The following is an 18,031-nucleotide window of genomic DNA, read 5'->3' as shown; positions in this document are numbered from 1 at the left end:
TGTCCTTCAAATGGTCTGAGTGGTGAGTTTTTGCTGCCATCTGCTGCGGTAATTTTACAGGAAATAATGAATGTCCAATAAGACTGAAGAGACGTCTACATCGAATAGTAACCCGCCCCCTCAAGGGCAGGGGGTACAGTGGTTGGAAGTGACCTCTGGGCAGGAAGGCCAGCGATTGGATAATTTCCTGATGAGCCGGTTGAAAGGTGCTCCAAAATCATTGGTATATCGTATTATTCGCCGGGGTGAGGTACGCGTAAACAAGTCGCGTGCCAAGGCTGATACGCGTTTGACGGAAGGTGATGTCGTTCGTGTACCACCGTTGCGGCTGGCGCCCAAAGAGGCTGTGCAAGAGGTCTCCGAGAATCTTGCGAACCTCTTGATGAGCAGTGTGATTGCCGAATCCGAGCATTGGATGGCTTTGAATAAACCGGCGGGGTTGGCCGTGCATGGGGGGACGGGTGTCAAAATCGGGTTGATTGAGGCATTACGACAGGTGCGTACGGATCTTGATTTTCTGGAGCTGGTGCATCGGCTTGATCGTGACACGTCCGGCGTTATTTTGATTGCCAAAAGCCGAGAGGGGTTGCTGAAACTGAGCGACGCCATCAAACACAAGAAAATGGACAAGCGTTATTGGGCGCTTGTTGAAGGATTCTGGCCCGAGCAGCGGGAGTGGGTGTCAGCCCCTTTGCAACGGTACGAGGGAGGCAATGGTGAGCGGCGCGTCCGTGTGGATCAGCAGGGTAAACGGTCACGGACCACCTTTCGTGTTATTGAGGCCTTCGAGCAGTGTACTTTGATCGAGGCTTCACCTATTACCGGGAGAACACACCAAATTCGTGTACATGCTGCTCATGTGGGGCATCCTCTATTGCATGATGTTAAATATGGTACGCACAAGGGGATGGTGCTTTCCAACAAGCTATCACTCGAACGGCTTTTCCTGCATGCACATTCACTGGCGTTCGATGATCCGCAGAGTGGCCGACGAATTAATCTGAAGGCGCGTCTGGACCCGGCCTTGGAGGCTGTTCTTGCCGAGGCGCGCAAAGCACGTTGAAGGGGCGGTGTATTCTCATTGTTGAAATACCGATTGTCCAAGTTTGAATTGCTGACACACTTATGCCTTGAAATCTAGCCTTGATATCGAGGCTGCAGGGTTGTCGTCCAAACACATTGTTGCGTTGAGCGTAGGGAGCTTAAATGAAGCCGTTGGTGATATTTGATTGGGATGGCACATTAATGAATTCCGTGCCCCGTATCGTGACGGCCATGCGACGTGCTGCGGTTGAATTGGGTATGCCTGTGTTTTCTCCCGAAGCTGTACGTAACATTGTAGGCCTGGGCTTGCCTGAAGCCATTCAGCAATTGGCACCTCAGTTGGATGAATCACAAGCCAATGCATTACGTGATGCTTATATTCATCATTTTGTGTCGGCTGAAGAGCAACAGCCAGCTCCGCCCTTGTTTGAAGGCGTAAAGTCTGGGCTCGATCGGCTAAGTAAGGCTGGGGTAACACTGGCCGTGGCTACCGGTAAAAGTGAAAAAGGGTTACGGCGTGCTTTTTCGCAAGTGCCTGAAGTGGCGGCATTGTTTTCAGCATATCGGACAGCCGATAAAACGGAATCAAAGCCATCACCGTTAATGCTTCAGCAACTCATGCAGGAATTGTCATTTACACCTGAACAAACGTTTATGGTAGGGGATAGTGAATATGATATTGCCATGGGGGTTGCAGCCGGAGCTGCGTCTTTAGGCGTCGATTGGGGTGTTCATCCTCCCGAGCGTTTAAAATCACAGGGTGCACAGCAGGTGGTGTCACATTTTGATGAGCTTGTTACCATGCTTTTGAATAACGCCCTCGCGCTTCGGCACTGATGTGAAAAACGGTATTGGTTCATGTTTTCCAGGGGATGAATACTGAATCCGTTCGCCCAATACGTATATGAGCCTGCTTAAGCCAAAGACATCCATTATAATGACGTCAAATCAGGATGGATGAAAAGGTCAGCGGGTTATCGGTTTTATAGGTGTGCCTGATTAAACGTGCTAGATGTTGCCTCAAACACCTTTCCTGTTTGATAGTCCCACGCTTGTTGGGTGGTTCATCGCTTGTTGGGTAGTTCATCGCTTGTTGGGTAGTTATAGTAGGCGCTTTTAAATAATAGACACTACATGCCATGGTATTGGTTTCATTGTTCTATTAATGATGTTGTTATCTAAAGATATAATTAAGGCAAGCATTTATTTGATCGGGCACGCTATCGGTATTAATCATGATATTTACTGAATACATACACGAGGACGCGTTGATAATCGATATGTGTAAGGAAGAAATACAAACACGCAAGCACAGTGGTAACAAACAAGGCCCAAGTGTGGGTTAGCCTTTTAGAGCCATTTGCAATCAATGAGTTAAGCCGTCTGGATGTGGTACATTGAATTGTTTTTATCGTCTCCTGCCTGCGGCTATAAAAATGAATTGATTGATGTGGAAAGAAGAGCTTCATGATGGAATTAAAGGCTATATTCATATCAAGGCTACATGGGGTACCGGCATAATCAAGGCCGATTGTTTGATTTATTGACCTGTATGTAGAAACATTATTTTTTGACAGTTGGCTTGAGTATCTCTATCATTGCGCGCCTATGTCCACTACACGAATTCCAAACAGCATTGAGCCCTATCGGCTTGCTGCATCTGCCGAGCATCTGGAAGGTGATATTCCTTTTGGAAGCATGCCCCGTGTTACAGAGATGCTGGGCGAGCTGGCGGGTAGTTGTCGTGTAAGTCTGAGATTCGGTACCGATCCACAGCGTCTTCGTTTTATGGAAGGCGATTTGCAGGCGAGTGTACACATGCCGTGTCAACGTTGCCTTCAACCTGTGCCGATCGAGATCAACAGTGAATTTCTGCTGGGGCTGGTATCCAGTGATGAGCAGGCAGCCCAGCTGCCACGGCAATACGAACCGGTGCTAGTGGAAAATGATCATTTGGCACTGATACCCGTCATTGAAGATGAATTGCTATTAAGCCTGCCTCAAGTGGTTTATCACGAAGAAGGTGAATGCCCTGTTTCGCGTGACCAATTGCAGAGTGGCGCTGAAGCTGAGACGGAAAGACATAACCCTTTCAGTGTGCTTGGTGCGCTGAAGACGAAAAAAAGCTGATGTTTCGGAAGTGAATTCCGAATTTTATTCGTAGGAGATTCAACATGGCTGTTCAACAGAACCGTAAAACCCGTTCCAAACGCAATATGCGTCGCGCTCATGATGCGCTGACTAACCCGACTCTGTCTCAGGACAAGGAAACCGGGACCACTCATCGTCGTCACCATGTGTCTCCCGATGGTTTTTACCGTGGTCGTCAGGTCGTTGAAGTCGACGCCTGATTGTCACCAGATGGCCTGCAATTGTCATGTTCTGTCTACTCAGATGTGATTTACGTGGGGCACTGAAAGCCTCCCGTGTTGCAGGTATCATCAGCAAGCCCTGCCTGAATGCAAGTCCGTGGATGCATCCTTTTGGAGCCTCCATCGGTCGGCTTGGCAGGGTTATGCAACAGATTTCTTGCCCCTTGTTATTTCCCATGCCGCGATTGTCTCGTATATTGCTTTGCGAATACATTTATTCGGGGCTGGTGAATATGGTTCAGTTGTTGGCTGATCTATCCTTGCGTATGCTTCCCCCTTTGTTTGCTTATGCTGATCCTTCGTTCCAGGGTCAGGGGTCTGTACGCACGTAGCCAATAATCACACTCCTTGATGATTACGTGAATGTTCAAGGTGTGTAGTGGTTATGACACATAATGTCATTTTTGACATGTGTCATGGCTGGGCAAGGTACATGGTTATCCGCAGGATGCATTGCGTTTTCACGTTATGCCTCGATGTCGCGGGTAACGCCCCATGGTCAGCTGCTTCATGCGTCACTGGCCAGGTGGTTGCCGCTGGCGGCGCCACATTGATAGAAAAACAGGTATCTTTAGATGGCTGCTAAGCTTGCATTTGTCTTTCCGGGACAAGGTTCCCAGCATGTCGGTATGTTGCGTGACCTGGCAGAACGTTACAGTGTTGTTCGCAGTACCTTTGATGAAGCCTCGGCAGCAGTGGGTTACGACTTGTGGGCCAAGGTTCAGGAAGGCAGTGCTGAAGAACTCAATGCCACTATTGTTACTCAGCCGGCACTTTTGACGGCCAGTGTTGCAATCTGGCGTGTATGGCAGGAGCTGGAAGGTGTCCGTCCTGAAGTGATGGCGGGTCATAGTCTCGGGGAATACAGTGCCCTTGTATGCGCGGGTGCGCTCAGTTTTGCGGATGGTGTGCGTCTGGTAAAACTTCGTGCTGAAGTGATGCAGAATGCCGTGCCCGAAGGTGAGGGGGCAATGGCAGCTATTCTTGGCCTGAGTGATGAGCAGGTCGAGGCGGCCTGTCATACTGCGGCGCAAGGCGCAGTGGTTTCTGCCGTCAATTATAATTCACCCGGGCAGGTGGTTATTGCCGGTGAACGTGAAGCCGTTGCACGCGCAATTGAGCTGTGTCGTGAAGCGGGCGCCAAGCGTGCATTGCCCTTGCCGGTTTCAGTGCCTTCTCATTGTGAGTTAATGCGGCCTGCCGCGAAGAAACTTGCTGAAGCGTTGGCGGATATTGAAATCAAAACGCCACGCTATCCTGTCGTTCAGAATGTTGATGCCCAGGCGCACAGTGATCCTCAAGTGTTGCGTGAGCGTTTGGTCGAACAGCTGTATCGTCCTGTTCGTTGGTCTGATTGCGTGAAGAATATTGTTGCCACAGGCGCTACTCTCTTTGTAGAGTGCGGGCCGGGCAAAGTACTGACCAACCTGGATAAACGAATTGATCGTCAGATTATTGGTTTGGCGGTAAATGATCCCGATTCCCTTGCTGCTGCACTGGAGCGGGTGAACGAAGAGAACAGCGTAAGCGAGACGACAGATGTCGAATGACAAAAAAGTAGCACTAGTCACCGGTGCTAGCCGCGGAATCGGACGTGCCATCGCGCGTCAGCTGTCTACACAGGGTTATTTTGTGATAGGCACGGCAACAAGCGAAGCCGGCGCTCAGCGTATTACCGACGACTTTGCTGAAAATGGCCTCGAAGGCAAGGGCCTTCCTCTTGAAGTGAATGATGTAGAAGCCATCAATTCGCTTCTGGATACTGTTGCCAAAGAGTATTCAGCACCCTTGGTGTTGGTCAATAATGCGGGTATCACACGTGACAATCTACTGATGCGCATGAGCGAAACTCAGTGGGATGAAGTGATTGATACCAATCTAAAATCCGTTTACCGTTTGTCGAAAGCCTGCTTGAAGGGCATGACGCGAGCACGTTTCGGTCGTATCATTAATATCAGTTCTGTTGTTGCCACACTGGGCAATTTCGGTCAGTCCAACTATGCTGCTGCGAAGGCGGGCATGGAAGGATTCAGCCGCTCGCTCGCACGTGAGGTAGCGTCACGAAATATTACTGTCAACTGTGTTGCTCCAGGGTTTATCGCGAGCGACATGACTGACGTTTTGCCTGAAGCGCAGCGTGAAGCGCTCCTGGCCCAAATTCCTCTGGCCCGTTTGGGACAGCCGGAAGAGATTGCCGCTGCAGTTGGTTTCCTTGCCAGTGATGCGGCAGCCTATATCACTGGCGAAACGCTTCACGTCAATGGCGGCATGAATATGCGCTGATGTAGTTGCGTCACTCGCACTTGAACTATAAACTACCGTCACTTTTTATTTGGCGGAAATCGTTTCACTAGGAGCACAGACAACATGAGTACTATCGAAGAGCGCGTCAAAAAAGTCGTAGCAGAGCGCCTGAACGTTAAAGAAGAAGAAATCCAGAACAGCTCTTCTTTCACTGAAGATCTGGGTGCTGACTCGCTCGATACCGTTGAGCTGGTAATGGCCCTGGAAGAGGAATTTGACACTGAAATTCCTGACGAAGAAGCTGAAAAAATCACTACTGTTCAGGAAGCTATCGATTACATCAGCAACCATCAGTAAGTTGATTGCTGCGTCTCCTAATGGATGAGTCAGGCGTAGGACTTTACCTGCTTTTACCTGAATCAGTATATGAGACGTTGTAACACTTGTATGGTCATGGTGTTTTATTGATCAGCATGTGATTTGAAAGGCGGTATTTAATGTATCTACTTCCCTCAAAGTGAAGAGAGATACTCGCTGCCTCTCAGATTAGGAAAGCCGCTCCTCCGAGAGCGGTTTTTTGTTGTCTGCTGTTTTTTAGTTGAATTATATTAGCGACGTCATATGCGTTATGCGTTCCACTTTTATTCTTTCTTACTCAAGAGTTCCTTGATTTTAAAAAAATTTCCCTTCGCCGATCGCTCAAATTACCGATATAATTCTTCAATCTATATTTCGCTGGGTAGGTGTACATTGTGGTATGATATCTTCCCATTAGTCACATCGTTTTAGCATCTTGATACAGGTGGGGCATTAATAGTGCTTTTCTGGCACTCGTGCCTCCCGCTGCTACACTGTGTTGCGTCGCCAAAAGGCTTTCGACTGATTACCTCGAAAATTGGATCCAAGCCGGTCGATGTCAGTGGACGGCAGTCCAGAACATATTCTGTGGACGCACTTTCCATTGGGCGGTGACAGTAAACGGTGTTAAGGAAATAAAGCAGGAAAGGCATCAGGCCTATTCATCGGTTTTAAGTTCACACTGGCTGTAATGATATCTGGCATTTTGTAAACCTGCGCAGGGGTTGTCATTGTGCTGTAGTGAATGGCTGTAGTGAATGTGATTGGAAATGCTACTGTTTCATTGGCTTTTTCGTTTTGTGAAGTGAGATGGAAATCCAATGTATTGCCGGACATCCTATTAACGTTTTGCGTCCGGCCTCATTAGCATCAAAAGAAAACAGTTTGGAGGAAGTTCGATGGCTCGAAGGAGAGTCGTGGTCACCGGGATGGGCATGTTGACACCGGTTGGTAACAGTGTGTCAGAGACCTGGTCGAATATCGTCGCAGGTAAAAGTGGCATCGGAATGATCGAGCACTTTGATGCGGCGGAGTTCAGTACTCGATTCTGCGGGGCAGTCAAGGGCTTCGACCCTTCGTCCGTCCTCAATCCCAAGGAAGCGCGCAAGGTTGACCTGTTCATTCAGTATGGTCTTGCTGCCGCCAAGGAAGCGATTGAGGATTCCGGTTTCGATATCAACGAAGAAACAGCACATCGTATTGGTGTTGCCATTGGTTCTGGTATTGGTGGCCTCCCCATGATCTCTGAAAACCATACGGCCCTGTTAAAGGGGGGAGCACGTCGCGTATCCCCCTTCTTCGTACCGGGGTCTATCGTGAATATGGTATCCGGTAGTCTGGCTATCAATTATGGCTTTACCGGTCCGAATATCGCGATTGCCACTGCCTGTACTACAGGTACGCACAACATCGGTTATTCTGCACGTACCATCGCTTACGGTGATGCAGATGTAATGGTGTGTGGTGGCGCGGAAATGTCCTCATGCCCGCTGGGTATTGCGGGCTTCTCTGCTGTCCGTGCGCTTTCAACCCGTAATGATGACCCACAGGCGGCCAGTCGCCCCTGGGATCGTGATCGCGATGGTTTCGTTCTCTCTGATGGTGCCGGAATTCTGGTTCTGGAAGAGTACGAACATGCCAAGGCGCGTGGGGCAACTATCTATGCTGAAGTGAAAGGCTTCGGTATGAGTGATGATGCCCACCACATCACCGCGCCTAATGGTAAGGGTGCCGAAATGGCAATGAAAAATGCCATCAATGATGCGGGCATCGATGTGGCAGACCTGCACTATATCAATGCGCATGGTACCTCCACCAAAGCAGGTGACCGCGCCGAAAGTGAAGCCGTAGAGCGAGTGATGGGCGATTCCGCCAAACAGGTATCCGTGAGCTCGACCAAGTCGATGATTGGTCATCTGCTGGGTGCTGCAGGCGCTGTTGAGGCGATCTTCTCTATCCTGGCGTTGCGTGATCAGATTGCACCGCCCACCATCAATCTCGATAATGTTGATGAAGGCTGTAATCTGGATTATGTGCCCAATGAAGCACGTGAGCGGGAGATTACATACACCTTGTCCAACTCGTTTGGCTTTGGTGGTACCAATGGTTCTCTCGTGTTTGGTCCCGTATAAGCGAGCCATTCGGTGACCTTTTTCGGCACTGACACTTCCGTTCCCATGGATGATCGCGGATTGGCCTATGGCGATGGGCTATTCGAGACTATTCTCGTTCGGGGTGGCGTGCCGACATTATGGCAGTATCATTTGAGCCGTCTTCAGCGAGGTTGCGAAGTATTGGGTTTTCCCTGTCCTTCCCTGACTTCACTTGAGGCGGCTTTTTCGTCTCTGAATAATGCTCCCCATGCATTGAATGTAGTCAAGCTCATCGTAACGCGAGGCTCAGGTGGGCGCGGCTATGCACCTCCTACCGAACCACGACCGAGGCTATTGATACATCATTTTGACTTCGTCCCGCAGGAAGCCCGTTGGGATAAGGTGAACCGGGTTCGTATCAGCCGATTGCGCCTTGGTCATCAGCCACAGCTAGCGGGAATCAAACACCTGAATCGGCTCGAAAACGTATTGGCGCGGCAGGAACTCATGCAGGCCAATGCAGCTCGCTACCCCGGCAGTGAATATGTGGAAGGTGTGTTGGCCGATTTCAATGGGGAATTGATCGAAGCCACGGCCATGAATGTGTGCTGGTATGAAAAGGGAAATTGGTTCACTCCATCACTTGCATCATGCGGCGTGGCAGGAACATTACGCGCAGCGTTGATTGAGGCGAAGGTATTGACTGAATCAAGTTTGATATTGCCGGAAATAGTGCGGGCTGAGGCTTTTTGTTTACTGAATTCAGTACAGGGCGTTTGGCCTGTACATACGATTGATGATGAGCATTGTGAACCGTTGTGGATTGCACCGCCCAACTTCCTGCATCATTCGCTTCAGAGGGACGCACATCGGCTTTTGGGGTATGAAAAGTGATGCATGCTGTTTGACTGAAAACAGCAGTCATACCCGTTAAAATACGCGTATAGTGTTACACGATTTTATGGTAATCCCTTTTTAGAGGGGCGATCACGTACCGATTATATTGTCAGGTACGATATTATCCCTTTTCTCAAGTAGGACGTTGGTAAGGTAGTTTTTGACATGTTGAAATGGTTATTTGGCCTGATTGTTATCATCGTTCTGATTGTGGGCGGTGGAACAGCATACTGGCGTCATGAACTGAACTCACCCATCGCACTGAAATCTCCTCAAATCTATGAGGTGCATGAGGGGGATGGTATCAGGGCAACCTTGCTGCGTTTAAAATCCGAAGGTGTGATCCGCCAGCAGTGGCCGCTTCAATTGCTGGAAATTGTCAATAGACGTGCATTGACAGGTTTAAAGGCAGGTGAATTCCGTCTTGAGCCCAATATGACGTTGCTCCAGATGTTGCGGAAACTCTCCAGCAATGATGTAGTGACATATACCATCACCGTGCCTGAAGGGCGTAATTTCGCCGAGATGCGAGAACTCTTCGACCAGGCTCCCAAGCTCAGGATAGAAACCGCAGGGCTGGATGATCAAGCATTGATGACCAGGATTGGTCATCCCAATGAACAACCGGAAGGACGCTTCTTTCCGGCGACCTATCGTTATACAAAAGGGACGACGGATATCCAGTTATATCGGCAAGCCTACAACCTGATGAGCCGCACTCTGAATGAAGTCTGGAACAATCGTGCCCCTGATCTTCCCTACGACAGTCCGTATCAGGCCTTGATTATGGCGTCACTGGTTGAAGAAGAAGCGGCTCGTGCATCGGAACGGGCTAAAATAGCGGGCGTTTTTGTTCGCCGTCTCGAGAAAGGCATGCGTCTTCAAACCGACCCGTCTGTTGTTTATGGGCTGCATTTGACCAGTGGTAATCAGCTGACCCGTGCTGACTTGCTGCAAAAGACACCTTACAACACATATCGGATCAGTGGGCTAACGCCTACGCCGATCGCCTTGCCGGGATATGCATCCCTGGAAGCGGCAGTTCATCCGGAAGATGGAGACGCTTTGTATTTTGTCGCCAAAGGCAATGGTTACCATCAGTTTTCAGCGACGCTCCAGGAACATGATGCAGCTGTAAAACGTTATATCCTCAATGCCCACGCGTCGGTTGATCAAGGCCTGGGGACTGAAATTGATGATTCTGTCATTGCATTGGGTAGCCATTTGTTGGCAGATGATGGCGCTGTGCAGACAGGTCAGTCGTCTACTGAAGATCAGGGTAATAACGATCAAGGTAGTAAAAATACGTCTGTTAATGCTAAAGAGTCTGATGATTCAGCCGATAATAAAGCGACAGATAAAACTTCGGCTGGGGCAGATGCTGATATGGCGAATAATGACTTGCATTCTGATAAGGGTGAATCTCAACCAATGAGTCACACCACATTGTCGGCTGCACAGATCAAGGGGGTGAATATACTCTTCCAATGTGCCAATGGCAGTGCTGAGTCATCCAACTCAGATAGTCATCCTGCAGATAAACATCAGGCAAGCCCATTCGCTCTGCAAAGCGGTGCCGTATGTCACGCAATGGCGGTGTTTGATGAAAAGCAGAATACAGAGGCCGGTGTAGGCACATCCAACGATGAAAAAACCACTGACGATTCTTCCTCCGATCTACATACAGAACCGTCAGTTTCGTCGTCAGGTGCTGAAAAAAATGCCTCTGTTGATATCAAGGCCGCTCAGCTTGTTGCGGGCGCTGATACGACTGGTAGTGCCAAAGAGGACGCAGATGCTGACTCGCAGTACGTGGACGTGAAAGCGAACAAGGATGACGACAATACTGAAGCAAAAGCGGCTAAAGCCACTGATGATGTGTCACGCGTCGCCATTTTGGCTGCTCATCACGTGCTTCAAAAAGAGGCAGGCAGGGAAACGCATTACCATCGTCACGGCCATAAGGAATAAATCATGAGCGCTGATATTCAACCGCGCGGCCGTTTGATTACACTGGAAGGTGGAGAGGGCGTCGGCAAAAGTACCAATGTCGGTTTTTTGGTGGAAGCCCTGAAGCAACGCGGTTATGAAGTAGTAAGAACTCGTGAGCCGGGCGGAAGCCAGCTGGCTGAAAAAATTCGCGAGTTGTTGCTGGCGCCTACCGAAGAGGAGTCGCTGGATGATACGGCTGAGCTTCTACTGGTTTTTGCGGCACGTGCACAGCATTTGGCAAACACTATTCTGCCCGCACTTGAGCGGGGGGCGTATGTGGTATGTGATCGCTTTATTGATGCTACCTATGCCTACCAGGGTGTAGCACGCGGCATGAGTCTTTCCGCTATCCAACAATTGGAAACGCTTGTGCTTGGTCAGCTGCGTCCAGACTTGACGATACTGCTGGATATGCCGGTTGATGAAGCCCGTCAACGTGTTATGGCAAGGGGGCAGGCACTAGACCGCTTCGAAGACGAGCCCAGTGATTTCTTCCGTGCAGTGCGTGAAGGTTATCTTGAACGTGCACGGGCGGAGCCCAATCGGTTTAAAGTGATTGATGCGTCCCGGCCTTTGCCGGCGGTCCAACAGCAAATGGCAGCGATACTGGATAAATTTCTGGTGTCGGTAGGCCCCTAATGCCAATGGTGTAAAACAGGGATGACAAGAGGGTGTGTAATTCGATCACCACTATGATCACTCTTTCGATCACTACTGAATTGGCGGGCAGACAAATAGGTATTGGCATGACTGGAGCAATTATTTGAGGATGAACACGACTCAGGCTGCCGCCCCTTTACCCTGGCAAGTGGCTGACTGGCATCGCATTGATGAACGAATCAAGACGGATCGTCTGCCGCATGCGCTTTTATTGGCAGGGCCAAGAGGGCTCGGCAAGGCACATTTCGCCGAGCTGATTGCAGCTCGGTTATTGTGTGAATCACCTCAGCTGGCGCCTTCGGGCAGTGTAGCGTGTGGTCAGTGTCACGGGTGTACCATGCGGATGGCAGGTTCCCATCCGGACTGGTTGCGTATCGCGCCTGTGGAGCAAGGCAAGCTGATTCGGATCGATGCTGTTCGCAACATCAATGCCTTTTTGGCAGAAACCGCTCAGCAGGGCGGCTATCGTGTCGTTCAAATTGATGGCGCTGAATCCATGACGATCGGGGCTGCGAATGCTCTGTTGAAGCAGCTGGAAGAGCCGGGGCAGCGTACTCTGTTTGTATTGATGTCAGACATGGCATCACGTGTCATGCCCACGATATTGAGTCGTTGTCAGAAGTTTGTCTTTACGCCGCCGCATTATGACCAGTGCCAACAGTGGCTTTCCCACTATTTTCCTTCCCCGGAGAGCGCTACTTTTTGGTGGCGTGCTTCTGGTGGTATGCCGCTGGAAGCAGTAGCGATGGGGAGTGCGGAGACACAAAAACTGCGCCAACGGGTGACAGAGCTCTTCGATGCCTTGATTCGGGGGGCTGATCCAGTATCCGAGGCGGCCCAGTTGGATCGACAGCAACTTGGTCCCATACTGGAATACGGCATTGCCTGGTTGGAGGATCTCATCCGCATGGGCCTTTCGGGTGACACCAGCAATTTACGCAATACCGATATGTTGCCGCTCTACCAGCAGGCAGTGAAGAATGGGCGTGTGCGTGACTGGTTTCGCCTGCTGGATTACGCACAGGAACAACGTCGACTGTTGCAGCAGGGCGGTAATCCCAATCCTCAGTTGGTGCTCGAATCCTGGTTGATTCGGTGGTCTGCGTTATTACGTTCCTGAATCATGTGCTCGTACTTGAGCACCTGCTTTTCCGAATTATTTTTACCAAGAGTTTTTCATGTCCGAGATGCTATCCGCCACGACCATGACACATTTTGTTGATTCTCACTGCCATCTGGATCATTTGGACATGAGCGGTGTAGAAGGAGGGCTCGCCTCGGTCATCGAATCAGCAAAGGCTCAAGGGGTTGGCAGAATCCTTGCCATGGCCACTCAGTTGGATGACCTTCCCACGCTGGTAGACATGGCGCGTAGGTACGATATTGTCGAAGTGGCTGCAGGTAATCATCCGCTCAAGGCATTGCCGTATGAGCCTGACCTGAATGAAATCCTAGAGGTGATAGAGCGTTATGATCCTGTCGCTATCGGTGAGATCGGCCTGGATTTTCTGGATGAAAAGCCCTCGGTTGCCGTGAATGTTCAGCAGCAGCGTTTTGAAAATTTTCTTAAGGCTTCGTCTGAAACGGGACTCCCTGTCAGTGTGCATACCCGAGGAGCTCGGAAGGCCACGCTCGAAGCGATCAAACGATATAGTCGTCCTGAAGTGGGTGGCGTTCTGCATTGCTTCACCGATGAGCTGGATTTTGCCCGCGAAGCCATTCGGCTTGGTTTCTACATTTCGATGTCAGGTATCGTCACCTTTAAAAATGCTAAAAATGTGCGCGAGCTGGCTCGGCAAATTCCCCTCGATCGTTTGTTGATCGAAACTGATAGCCCGTGGTTGGCTCCCGTTCCCTATCGTGGAAAAGCCAACTTTCCCGGTTATGTCGGTAAGGTGGCAGAGACCATCGCGGATGTCAGAGGCATTAGCGCTGGCGAGGTACAGTTGCAAACCACGGCCAACTTCTATCGGTTGTTTTCAAGTATTCGCTGAGCTGGTATGTCCCTCGAACTGGATGAACAGACGTTTTCCCATTTAACGCCTGAGCAACGTGCCGTTGTTGCTCACGAGGTAGGGCATGCGCGTGTTTCAGCGGTGGCGGGTGCAGGGAAAACCTCCACCATGATCGCTCGTGTTCTGGCATTACTTGCCAAAGGCTCACCGCCTGCACGCTTGCTGGTGCTTATGTTCAACCGTTCTGCACGTGACGAGTTTGCGGAGCGTCTGTCTGCAAAGGCGCGTGAAGTGACTCGCTCAACCGGATCGTCCATACGTTTTGACGAAGCTGGCCTACCACCGGTACGCACCTTTCATTCCCTCGGAATGCGCCTGTGCAATTCGTTAGTGCGGTGGGGGTATATTCCCGAGCGCCAGCTACTGAACGCGGACTGGCAAAGGGAACGCCTTGCACGCCAGGCCATTATCGATATTCGACCTGAATGGCCTGATATTGGGGAAGAAGCCCTGGATAGTGAGGCGCTAGAGGTCTTTACCTCCTTTTGCGACCGTGTCAAGGGGGAACTCACGGCACCGGATATCATGGTCGAAGAAGATGAGTTTGGACCTGATAAACGCTACTTTGTGGCGGCCTATCATCGTCACGAGCAACTTCTGAAGGATCAGGGGGTGATGACCTATTCTGATCTCTTGCATGTACCGTTGAAAACCATTGCGCGTTTTCCTGAACTGAAGCAACGACTAAGCGGTTTTCTGGATCATGTCATTATTGATGAATATCAGGATATCAATGAAGCCCAGATTAGGCTGATCAGTATATTAATCGCGCCTCTTGGGCAAGTGATGGCTGTCGGAGATGCCAATCAGTGCATCTACGAATGGCGCGGTGCGCGCGTGGACGCCATGATGAGCCGCTTCAATGCCTATTTTGGTCAACCGACGGATTATCCGCTTTCCTGTACCTTCCGGCATGGCCATGCACTTGCGCTTATGGCTAACCATGCCATTGAGGCCAACCAGCAACGGCCCGATCAGATTACGTTGGCAGCCCCTCAGGCAGCGACAACCGGCATTGGTATTGCCCAGGGTGCAGGGCAGTTGGAAACGCTTCTATTGGAATGGCAGGCCAGTGGTCGACTGTTGTCCGATACTGCGGTGTTGATCCGAAGTTGGGCATTAAGTGTGCCCGTACAACTGACATTGATGCGTGCAGGGATTCCTTTTCAGTTATCTCGGGATGACCGTTTCGTCTTTCGTTTACCGCTAGTACGCTCGCTCGCCGGTTTTCTGGAAATTGTTGAAGATCCTGGTCTGTTACATCAACCTGAACATTTGCTGATGCTGTTTACACAGCCGACGGCATTTGTGGCACGTGAACGTTTGGTGCGGTTATGCGAGTCACTTGCAGAAAACCGCCAGTGGCCTGCGCAGGATTCTTCACTTTTGGCTGGGCTTAAGCCTTATCAACGATCAACATTGAAGAAACGCTGGGCGCTGATTGAAGAATTACCGTCTCTTCGCGGTCGACCTACTGTTGTATTGCTGGAAAAAATAATTGAGCGGCTGGATGCGCAGAAGCTGCTGCGCCGTGCAGCTTCCCGCCGTGAAAAGGGGGAAGAGGATGTGCGCTTACTGGACGTTCTGCTCGAACAGGCACGGTTGGCAGCACGTGATACTCGCTCGTTTATTGCACTATTATCCAATCCGGTTGAATCGTCTGAGGACGGTGTGGTGATTTCCACTGTGCACGGTGCCAAGGGGTTGGAATGGCCATTGGTTGCAGTATGGGGCTTGAACGAAGAGGATTTTCCTCTCTACAGTCGTGAAATGCCGCTAACACCCGTTAGCCTTGAAGCGGAGCGTCGCCTCTATTACGTCGCAATAACCCGTGCCAAAGAACAATTGGTCCTCTTTAGTGATGAAGGTGAACGAAAGTCCAGTCGGTTCCTTGCCGAGAGTGAGTGGGCCTTGTGTGCACACATTGGTGCCTTGTTGGATGGTGCTGAATGCGCTGAATCTGATAACCCGATCAACATTGAGCCTCTATACGTTGCCAAACCTGAGCTGGTTGAGCGTTATTGCCGCCATTTTGGTGTCACGTTGCCGGTGTCACGTAAACAGGTGGCGCCCGATGAATGGGTCGAAGGGGATCGTATCGAGCATGCCAATTTTGGTACGGGTGAAATTGAACGAATTGAAGGTGAGGGGGAAAGGCGCATTCTTGAAGTGCGTTTTGATCGTGCAGGTAAACGTCGGTTGATGGCAAACCGCGCGCCGATCCAATTGGCTGCAGGTTAGTCGCCTGTTATCGAGTGGATAAAAGCATCCTTTGAAGGCCCAATCAGGCTTTATCCGGCCTTTTGGTACGCTTTCTATTGAACCAATGGTGTCACGTGCTGTCGAGATATTAAGCCACATGGGCTTTTACGCTTAACGTTGTGCTTTTATCGTCATGCTTCCAACCTCACGGCTTTTGTGACCTGGTATATAGGGTTTAGTATATTGGTTAGAACTTTAGTAGCCTCGCCCATGGGTTGGCATCAGCAATATGGAGAGGCGGCAGAAACAAAGCTGACCATGCTATTCTAAGGCAGGTTGGGTAGGTACTTGCGTTTGATGCACATTGCCTGGTGGCTCGCCGGCGTTATGCACTTTATGCCCGATTCGGGTCTTGTGCATGGCGGGATATGAAACCACGCTAGGGTATAAATCTCACGGAGAAGTGAGCTTACACGCCGTCAATCCAACGCGTAATGCAGTTGCAAAAGGCTTTATATACAAAAGGTTGTTACCAGAGGAAGCATTACCTGTTAGGGTATAGCAGTAATGAAAAAGGGCTTTCACTAGCGATAGCTATCGCCTTGCGAATGCTGTGGTGATGGTAAAATGCCGGGCTGGAGAGTGGTCAGGCATATCAGGAAGGCTGGCCCGCGGTGATTGCATGCGATGCGCACCCAAACAGAATATGCTCGAAGTATTGAAGAGTGGTCATGGTGATTGTTCACCTTCATACTGGGGCTTAGGTTAGTGTACGAAGGACTGATGGAGAGTCGCGTTTCAACCCGGCGATAATCCTCCAGATCTATTGGTGCATCACTCGAAATCAATGTTACGCATAGAGATTGACCATGAATGAATCGGTTCCCGTAGCGCACAATATGTCGATTATTTCGCTGGTTTCCAATGCCAGTGGAGTTGTTCAGGCTGTATTGGTACTCCTCCTGTTATTTTCGATCGTCTCGTGGGTGTTGATATTCCGCCGTGGTTTTGCTTTACGCCGGGCGAATCAGGAATTGCAGGGCTTTGAAAAACGCTTTTGGTCTGGTGTGGATCTCAACGATCTTTATCGTGAAACACCCGAGCAACCCGAAGGGGCCGCACATATCTTTCGTGCCGGTTTTCGTGAATTCAATCGTCTTTTGCCGAAGTCAAAGGATGATGGTGCCGTGCTGGGTGGCGTTGAACGTTCCATGAGTATTGCTCTTTCACGTGAAGAGGCGCGTCTGGGCCAGCAGCTGCCTATTCTGGCTTCGATCTCTTCTTCAAGCCCGTATATCGGCCTGTTCGGTACGGTATGGGGTATTATGGGTTCCTTCCAGTCGCTCTCTTTGTCACAGCAGGCAACACTGGCGACTGTGGCGCCGTGGATTGCAGAAGCACTGGTTGCCACGGCAATGGGGCTTTTTGCAGCCATTCCTGCGGTCATCGCCTATAACCGTTTGTCTTCGCTTTCCGAGCAATTAATGGGACGTTACGAGAACTTTGCTGAAGAGTTCTACTCTATTCTCTACCGTAACCTCTACACGGGTCGGGTTCGTAAAGAGAACGCCCAGGGTTAATTTGCAAGGAGCACTCCATGCGCGGATCTTTTTCTCGCCGTAGTAGACGCAAACTGAATAGTGACATCAATGTGGTGCCCTTCATCGATGTTATGCTGGTGCTTCTGGTCATTTTCATGATCACGGCACCAATGATGAATCAGGGTGTACATGTCAATTTGCCTCAGGCCAGCGCTCATCCGCTGGATGACAACCATTCACCTCTGGTAGTCTCGATTGATCGTGAGGGGCATTACTTCCTGAGCCGTGACGGGCACGATACGCCGACGCAGTTGAACAGTTTGGGTGATGATGTTCAGCAGGTTCTTTCACAGCATCCTGGGACGCCAGTGATGGTTCGTGGAGACCGCGCTGTGCCCTACGGGCAGATCATCTCGCTGATGGCCACATTACAACGTTCAGGCGTGCCGAATGTTGGGTTGGTATCTCAACCCGGTAATGCCAACTAGAGTGATGTGTTGGCGTGGGAGCCAAAAGGATCTCCTGCGCCGGGATGAGATGTGTTTTGTAGCCCTTGTCTTTTCACGGTTTCCCGTGAACAAGGCGAGGGTTTTTAATAAAGACATTAGATCGGT

General features: G+C 50.4%; 17 protein-coding genes. All 17 read left to right on the top strand.

Translation table 11 applies throughout. The annotated features are described in order from the left end of the window. Positions 1 to 70 precede the first annotated feature (70 nt). The 17 genes from LMG33818_RS01530 to tolR all read left to right on the top strand — a co-directional run bounded on the left by LMG33818_RS01530 (position 71) and on the right by tolR (position 17,905). Complete coding sequence (locus LMG33818_RS01530; RefSeq protein WP_442321591.1) at positions 71 to 1,063, top strand: RluA family pseudouridine synthase; 993 nt, start codon at positions 71 to 73, stop codon at positions 1,061 to 1,063. A gap of 143 nt (positions 1,064 to 1,206) precedes the next feature. Continuing rightward, positions 1,207 to 1,881 carry an HAD-IA family hydrolase gene (locus LMG33818_RS01525; RefSeq protein ID WP_442321590.1) on the top strand — a complete coding sequence of 225 codons (675 nt, stop codon included), beginning with the start codon at positions 1,207 to 1,209 and terminating at the stop codon, positions 1,879 to 1,881. 771 nt (positions 1,882 to 2,652) lie between these two features. Next, complete coding sequence (locus LMG33818_RS01520) at positions 2,653 to 3,174, top strand: YceD family protein (protein WP_442321589.1); 522 nt, start codon at positions 2,653 to 2,655, stop codon at positions 3,172 to 3,174. Positions 3,175 to 3,218: 44 nt separating this feature from the next. Next, positions 3,219 to 3,395, top strand: a complete 177-nt coding sequence (gene rpmF, locus LMG33818_RS01515) for a 50S ribosomal protein L32 (RefSeq protein WP_442321588.1) — start codon at positions 3,219 to 3,221, stop codon at positions 3,393 to 3,395. Between the two features lie 416 nt (positions 3,396 to 3,811). Further along, positions 3,812 to 3,970 (top strand): hypothetical protein, encoded by a 159-nt coding sequence (locus tag LMG33818_RS01510; protein ID WP_442321587.1) that lies wholly within the window; start codon positions 3,812 to 3,814, stop codon positions 3,968 to 3,970. Between the two features lie 21 nt (positions 3,971 to 3,991). Continuing rightward, on the top strand, positions 3,992 to 4,966 hold the full coding sequence (gene fabD / locus LMG33818_RS01505; protein WP_442321586.1) for an ACP S-malonyltransferase: 975 nt from the start codon (positions 3,992 to 3,994) through the stop codon (positions 4,964 to 4,966). Continuing rightward, on the top strand, positions 4,956 to 5,699 hold the full coding sequence (fabG, locus tag LMG33818_RS01500; RefSeq protein ID WP_442321585.1) for a 3-oxoacyl-ACP reductase FabG: 744 nt from the start codon (positions 4,956 to 4,958) through the stop codon (positions 5,697 to 5,699). The genes fabD and fabG overlap by 11 nt, the downstream gene beginning before the upstream one ends. Positions 5,700 to 5,783: 84 nt before the next feature. Beyond that, positions 5,784 to 6,017 carry an acyl carrier protein gene (gene acpP / locus LMG33818_RS01495; RefSeq protein WP_442321584.1) on the top strand — a complete coding sequence of 78 codons (234 nt, stop codon included), beginning with the start codon at positions 5,784 to 5,786 and terminating at the stop codon, positions 6,015 to 6,017. Positions 6,018 to 6,916: 899 nt separating this feature from the next. Continuing rightward, the gene (gene fabF, locus LMG33818_RS01490; protein WP_442321583.1) at positions 6,917 to 8,149 is read left to right on the top strand and encodes a beta-ketoacyl-ACP synthase II; all 1,233 of its coding nucleotides are present in this window, start codon (positions 6,917 to 6,919) and stop codon (positions 8,147 to 8,149) included. Positions 8,150 to 8,161: 12 nt separating this feature from the next. Then, a complete protein-coding gene (gene pabC, locus LMG33818_RS01485) occupies positions 8,162 to 9,004 on the top strand; it encodes an aminodeoxychorismate lyase (protein WP_442321582.1) in 843 nt (280 codons plus the stop codon). Positions 9,005 to 9,172: 168 nt separating this feature from the next. Beyond that, on the top strand, positions 9,173 to 10,978 hold the full coding sequence (gene mltG / locus LMG33818_RS01480) for an endolytic transglycosylase MltG (RefSeq protein WP_442321581.1): 1,806 nt from the start codon (positions 9,173 to 9,175) through the stop codon (positions 10,976 to 10,978). Positions 10,979 to 10,981: 3 nt separating this feature from the next. Beyond that, positions 10,982 to 11,638, top strand: coding sequence for a dTMP kinase (gene tmk, locus LMG33818_RS01475; protein ID WP_442321580.1), 657 nt, complete (start codon positions 10,982 to 10,984; stop codon positions 11,636 to 11,638). Positions 11,639 to 11,768: 130 nt separating this feature from the next. Further along, positions 11,769 to 12,779, top strand: a complete 1,011-nt coding sequence (locus tag LMG33818_RS01470) for a DNA polymerase III subunit delta' (protein ID WP_442321579.1) — start codon at positions 11,769 to 11,771, stop codon at positions 12,777 to 12,779. 58 nt (positions 12,780 to 12,837) lie between these two features. Further along, complete coding sequence (locus tag LMG33818_RS01465) at positions 12,838 to 13,653, top strand: TatD family hydrolase (protein WP_442321578.1); 816 nt, start codon at positions 12,838 to 12,840, stop codon at positions 13,651 to 13,653. 6 nt (positions 13,654 to 13,659) lie between these two features. After that, positions 13,660 to 15,915, top strand: coding sequence for an ATP-dependent helicase (locus tag LMG33818_RS01460; RefSeq protein ID WP_442321577.1), 2,256 nt, complete (start codon positions 13,660 to 13,662; stop codon positions 15,913 to 15,915). 830 nt (positions 15,916 to 16,745) lie between these two features. Further along, positions 16,746 to 17,456 carry a protein TolQ gene (gene tolQ, locus LMG33818_RS01455; RefSeq protein ID WP_442321576.1) on the top strand — a complete coding sequence of 237 codons (711 nt, stop codon included), beginning with the start codon at positions 16,746 to 16,748 and terminating at the stop codon, positions 17,454 to 17,456. A 17-nt stretch (positions 17,457 to 17,473) separates the two neighbouring features. Beyond that, positions 17,474 to 17,905 (top strand): protein TolR, encoded by a 432-nt coding sequence (gene tolR, locus LMG33818_RS01450; RefSeq protein WP_442321575.1) that lies wholly within the window; start codon positions 17,474 to 17,476, stop codon positions 17,903 to 17,905. The last annotated feature ends 126 nt before the right edge of the window (positions 17,906 to 18,031 follow it).

Origin of the sequence: Cernens ardua (assembly GCF_051251085.1) — a bacterium.
Classification (GTDB): domain Bacteria; phylum Pseudomonadota; class Gammaproteobacteria; order Pseudomonadales; family Halomonadaceae; genus Cernens; species Cernens ardua.
Note: the sequence above shows the minus strand (reverse complement) of the source record. Positions and strands in the feature narration are given on the sequence as shown.

What these genes read in the sequence shown, in the direction of transcription:
- LMG33818_RS01530 (WP_442321591.1), top strand. Translation starts at nt 71, where the DNA reads ATGTCCAATAAGACTGAAGAGACGTCTACATCGAATAGTAACCCGCCC.
- LMG33818_RS01525 (WP_442321590.1), top strand. Translation starts at nt 1,207, where the DNA reads ATGAAGCCGTTGGTGATATTTGATTGGGATGGCACATTAATGAATTCC.
- LMG33818_RS01520 (WP_442321589.1), top strand. Translation starts at nt 2,653, where the DNA reads ATGTCCACTACACGAATTCCAAACAGCATTGAGCCCTATCGGCTTGCT.
- rpmF (WP_442321588.1), top strand. Translation starts at nt 3,219, where the DNA reads ATGGCTGTTCAACAGAACCGTAAAACCCGTTCCAAACGCAATATGCGT.
- LMG33818_RS01510 (WP_442321587.1), top strand. Translation starts at nt 3,812, where the DNA reads ATGTCATTTTTGACATGTGTCATGGCTGGGCAAGGTACATGGTTATCC.
- fabD (WP_442321586.1), top strand. Translation starts at nt 3,992, where the DNA reads ATGGCTGCTAAGCTTGCATTTGTCTTTCCGGGACAAGGTTCCCAGCAT.
- fabG (WP_442321585.1), top strand. Translation starts at nt 4,956, where the DNA reads ATGTCGAATGACAAAAAAGTAGCACTAGTCACCGGTGCTAGCCGCGGA.
- acpP (WP_442321584.1), top strand. Translation starts at nt 5,784, where the DNA reads ATGAGTACTATCGAAGAGCGCGTCAAAAAAGTCGTAGCAGAGCGCCTG.
- fabF (WP_442321583.1), top strand. Translation starts at nt 6,917, where the DNA reads ATGGCTCGAAGGAGAGTCGTGGTCACCGGGATGGGCATGTTGACACCG.
- mltG (WP_442321581.1), top strand. Translation starts at nt 9,173, where the DNA reads ATGTTGAAATGGTTATTTGGCCTGATTGTTATCATCGTTCTGATTGTG.
- tmk (WP_442321580.1), top strand. Translation starts at nt 10,982, where the DNA reads ATGAGCGCTGATATTCAACCGCGCGGCCGTTTGATTACACTGGAAGGT.
- LMG33818_RS01470 (WP_442321579.1), top strand. Translation starts at nt 11,769, where the DNA reads ATGAACACGACTCAGGCTGCCGCCCCTTTACCCTGGCAAGTGGCTGAC.
- LMG33818_RS01465 (WP_442321578.1), top strand. Translation starts at nt 12,838, where the DNA reads ATGTCCGAGATGCTATCCGCCACGACCATGACACATTTTGTTGATTCT.
- LMG33818_RS01460 (WP_442321577.1), top strand. Translation starts at nt 13,660, where the DNA reads ATGTCCCTCGAACTGGATGAACAGACGTTTTCCCATTTAACGCCTGAG.
- tolQ (WP_442321576.1), top strand. Translation starts at nt 16,746, where the DNA reads ATGAATGAATCGGTTCCCGTAGCGCACAATATGTCGATTATTTCGCTG.
- tolR (WP_442321575.1), top strand. Translation starts at nt 17,474, where the DNA reads ATGCGCGGATCTTTTTCTCGCCGTAGTAGACGCAAACTGAATAGTGAC.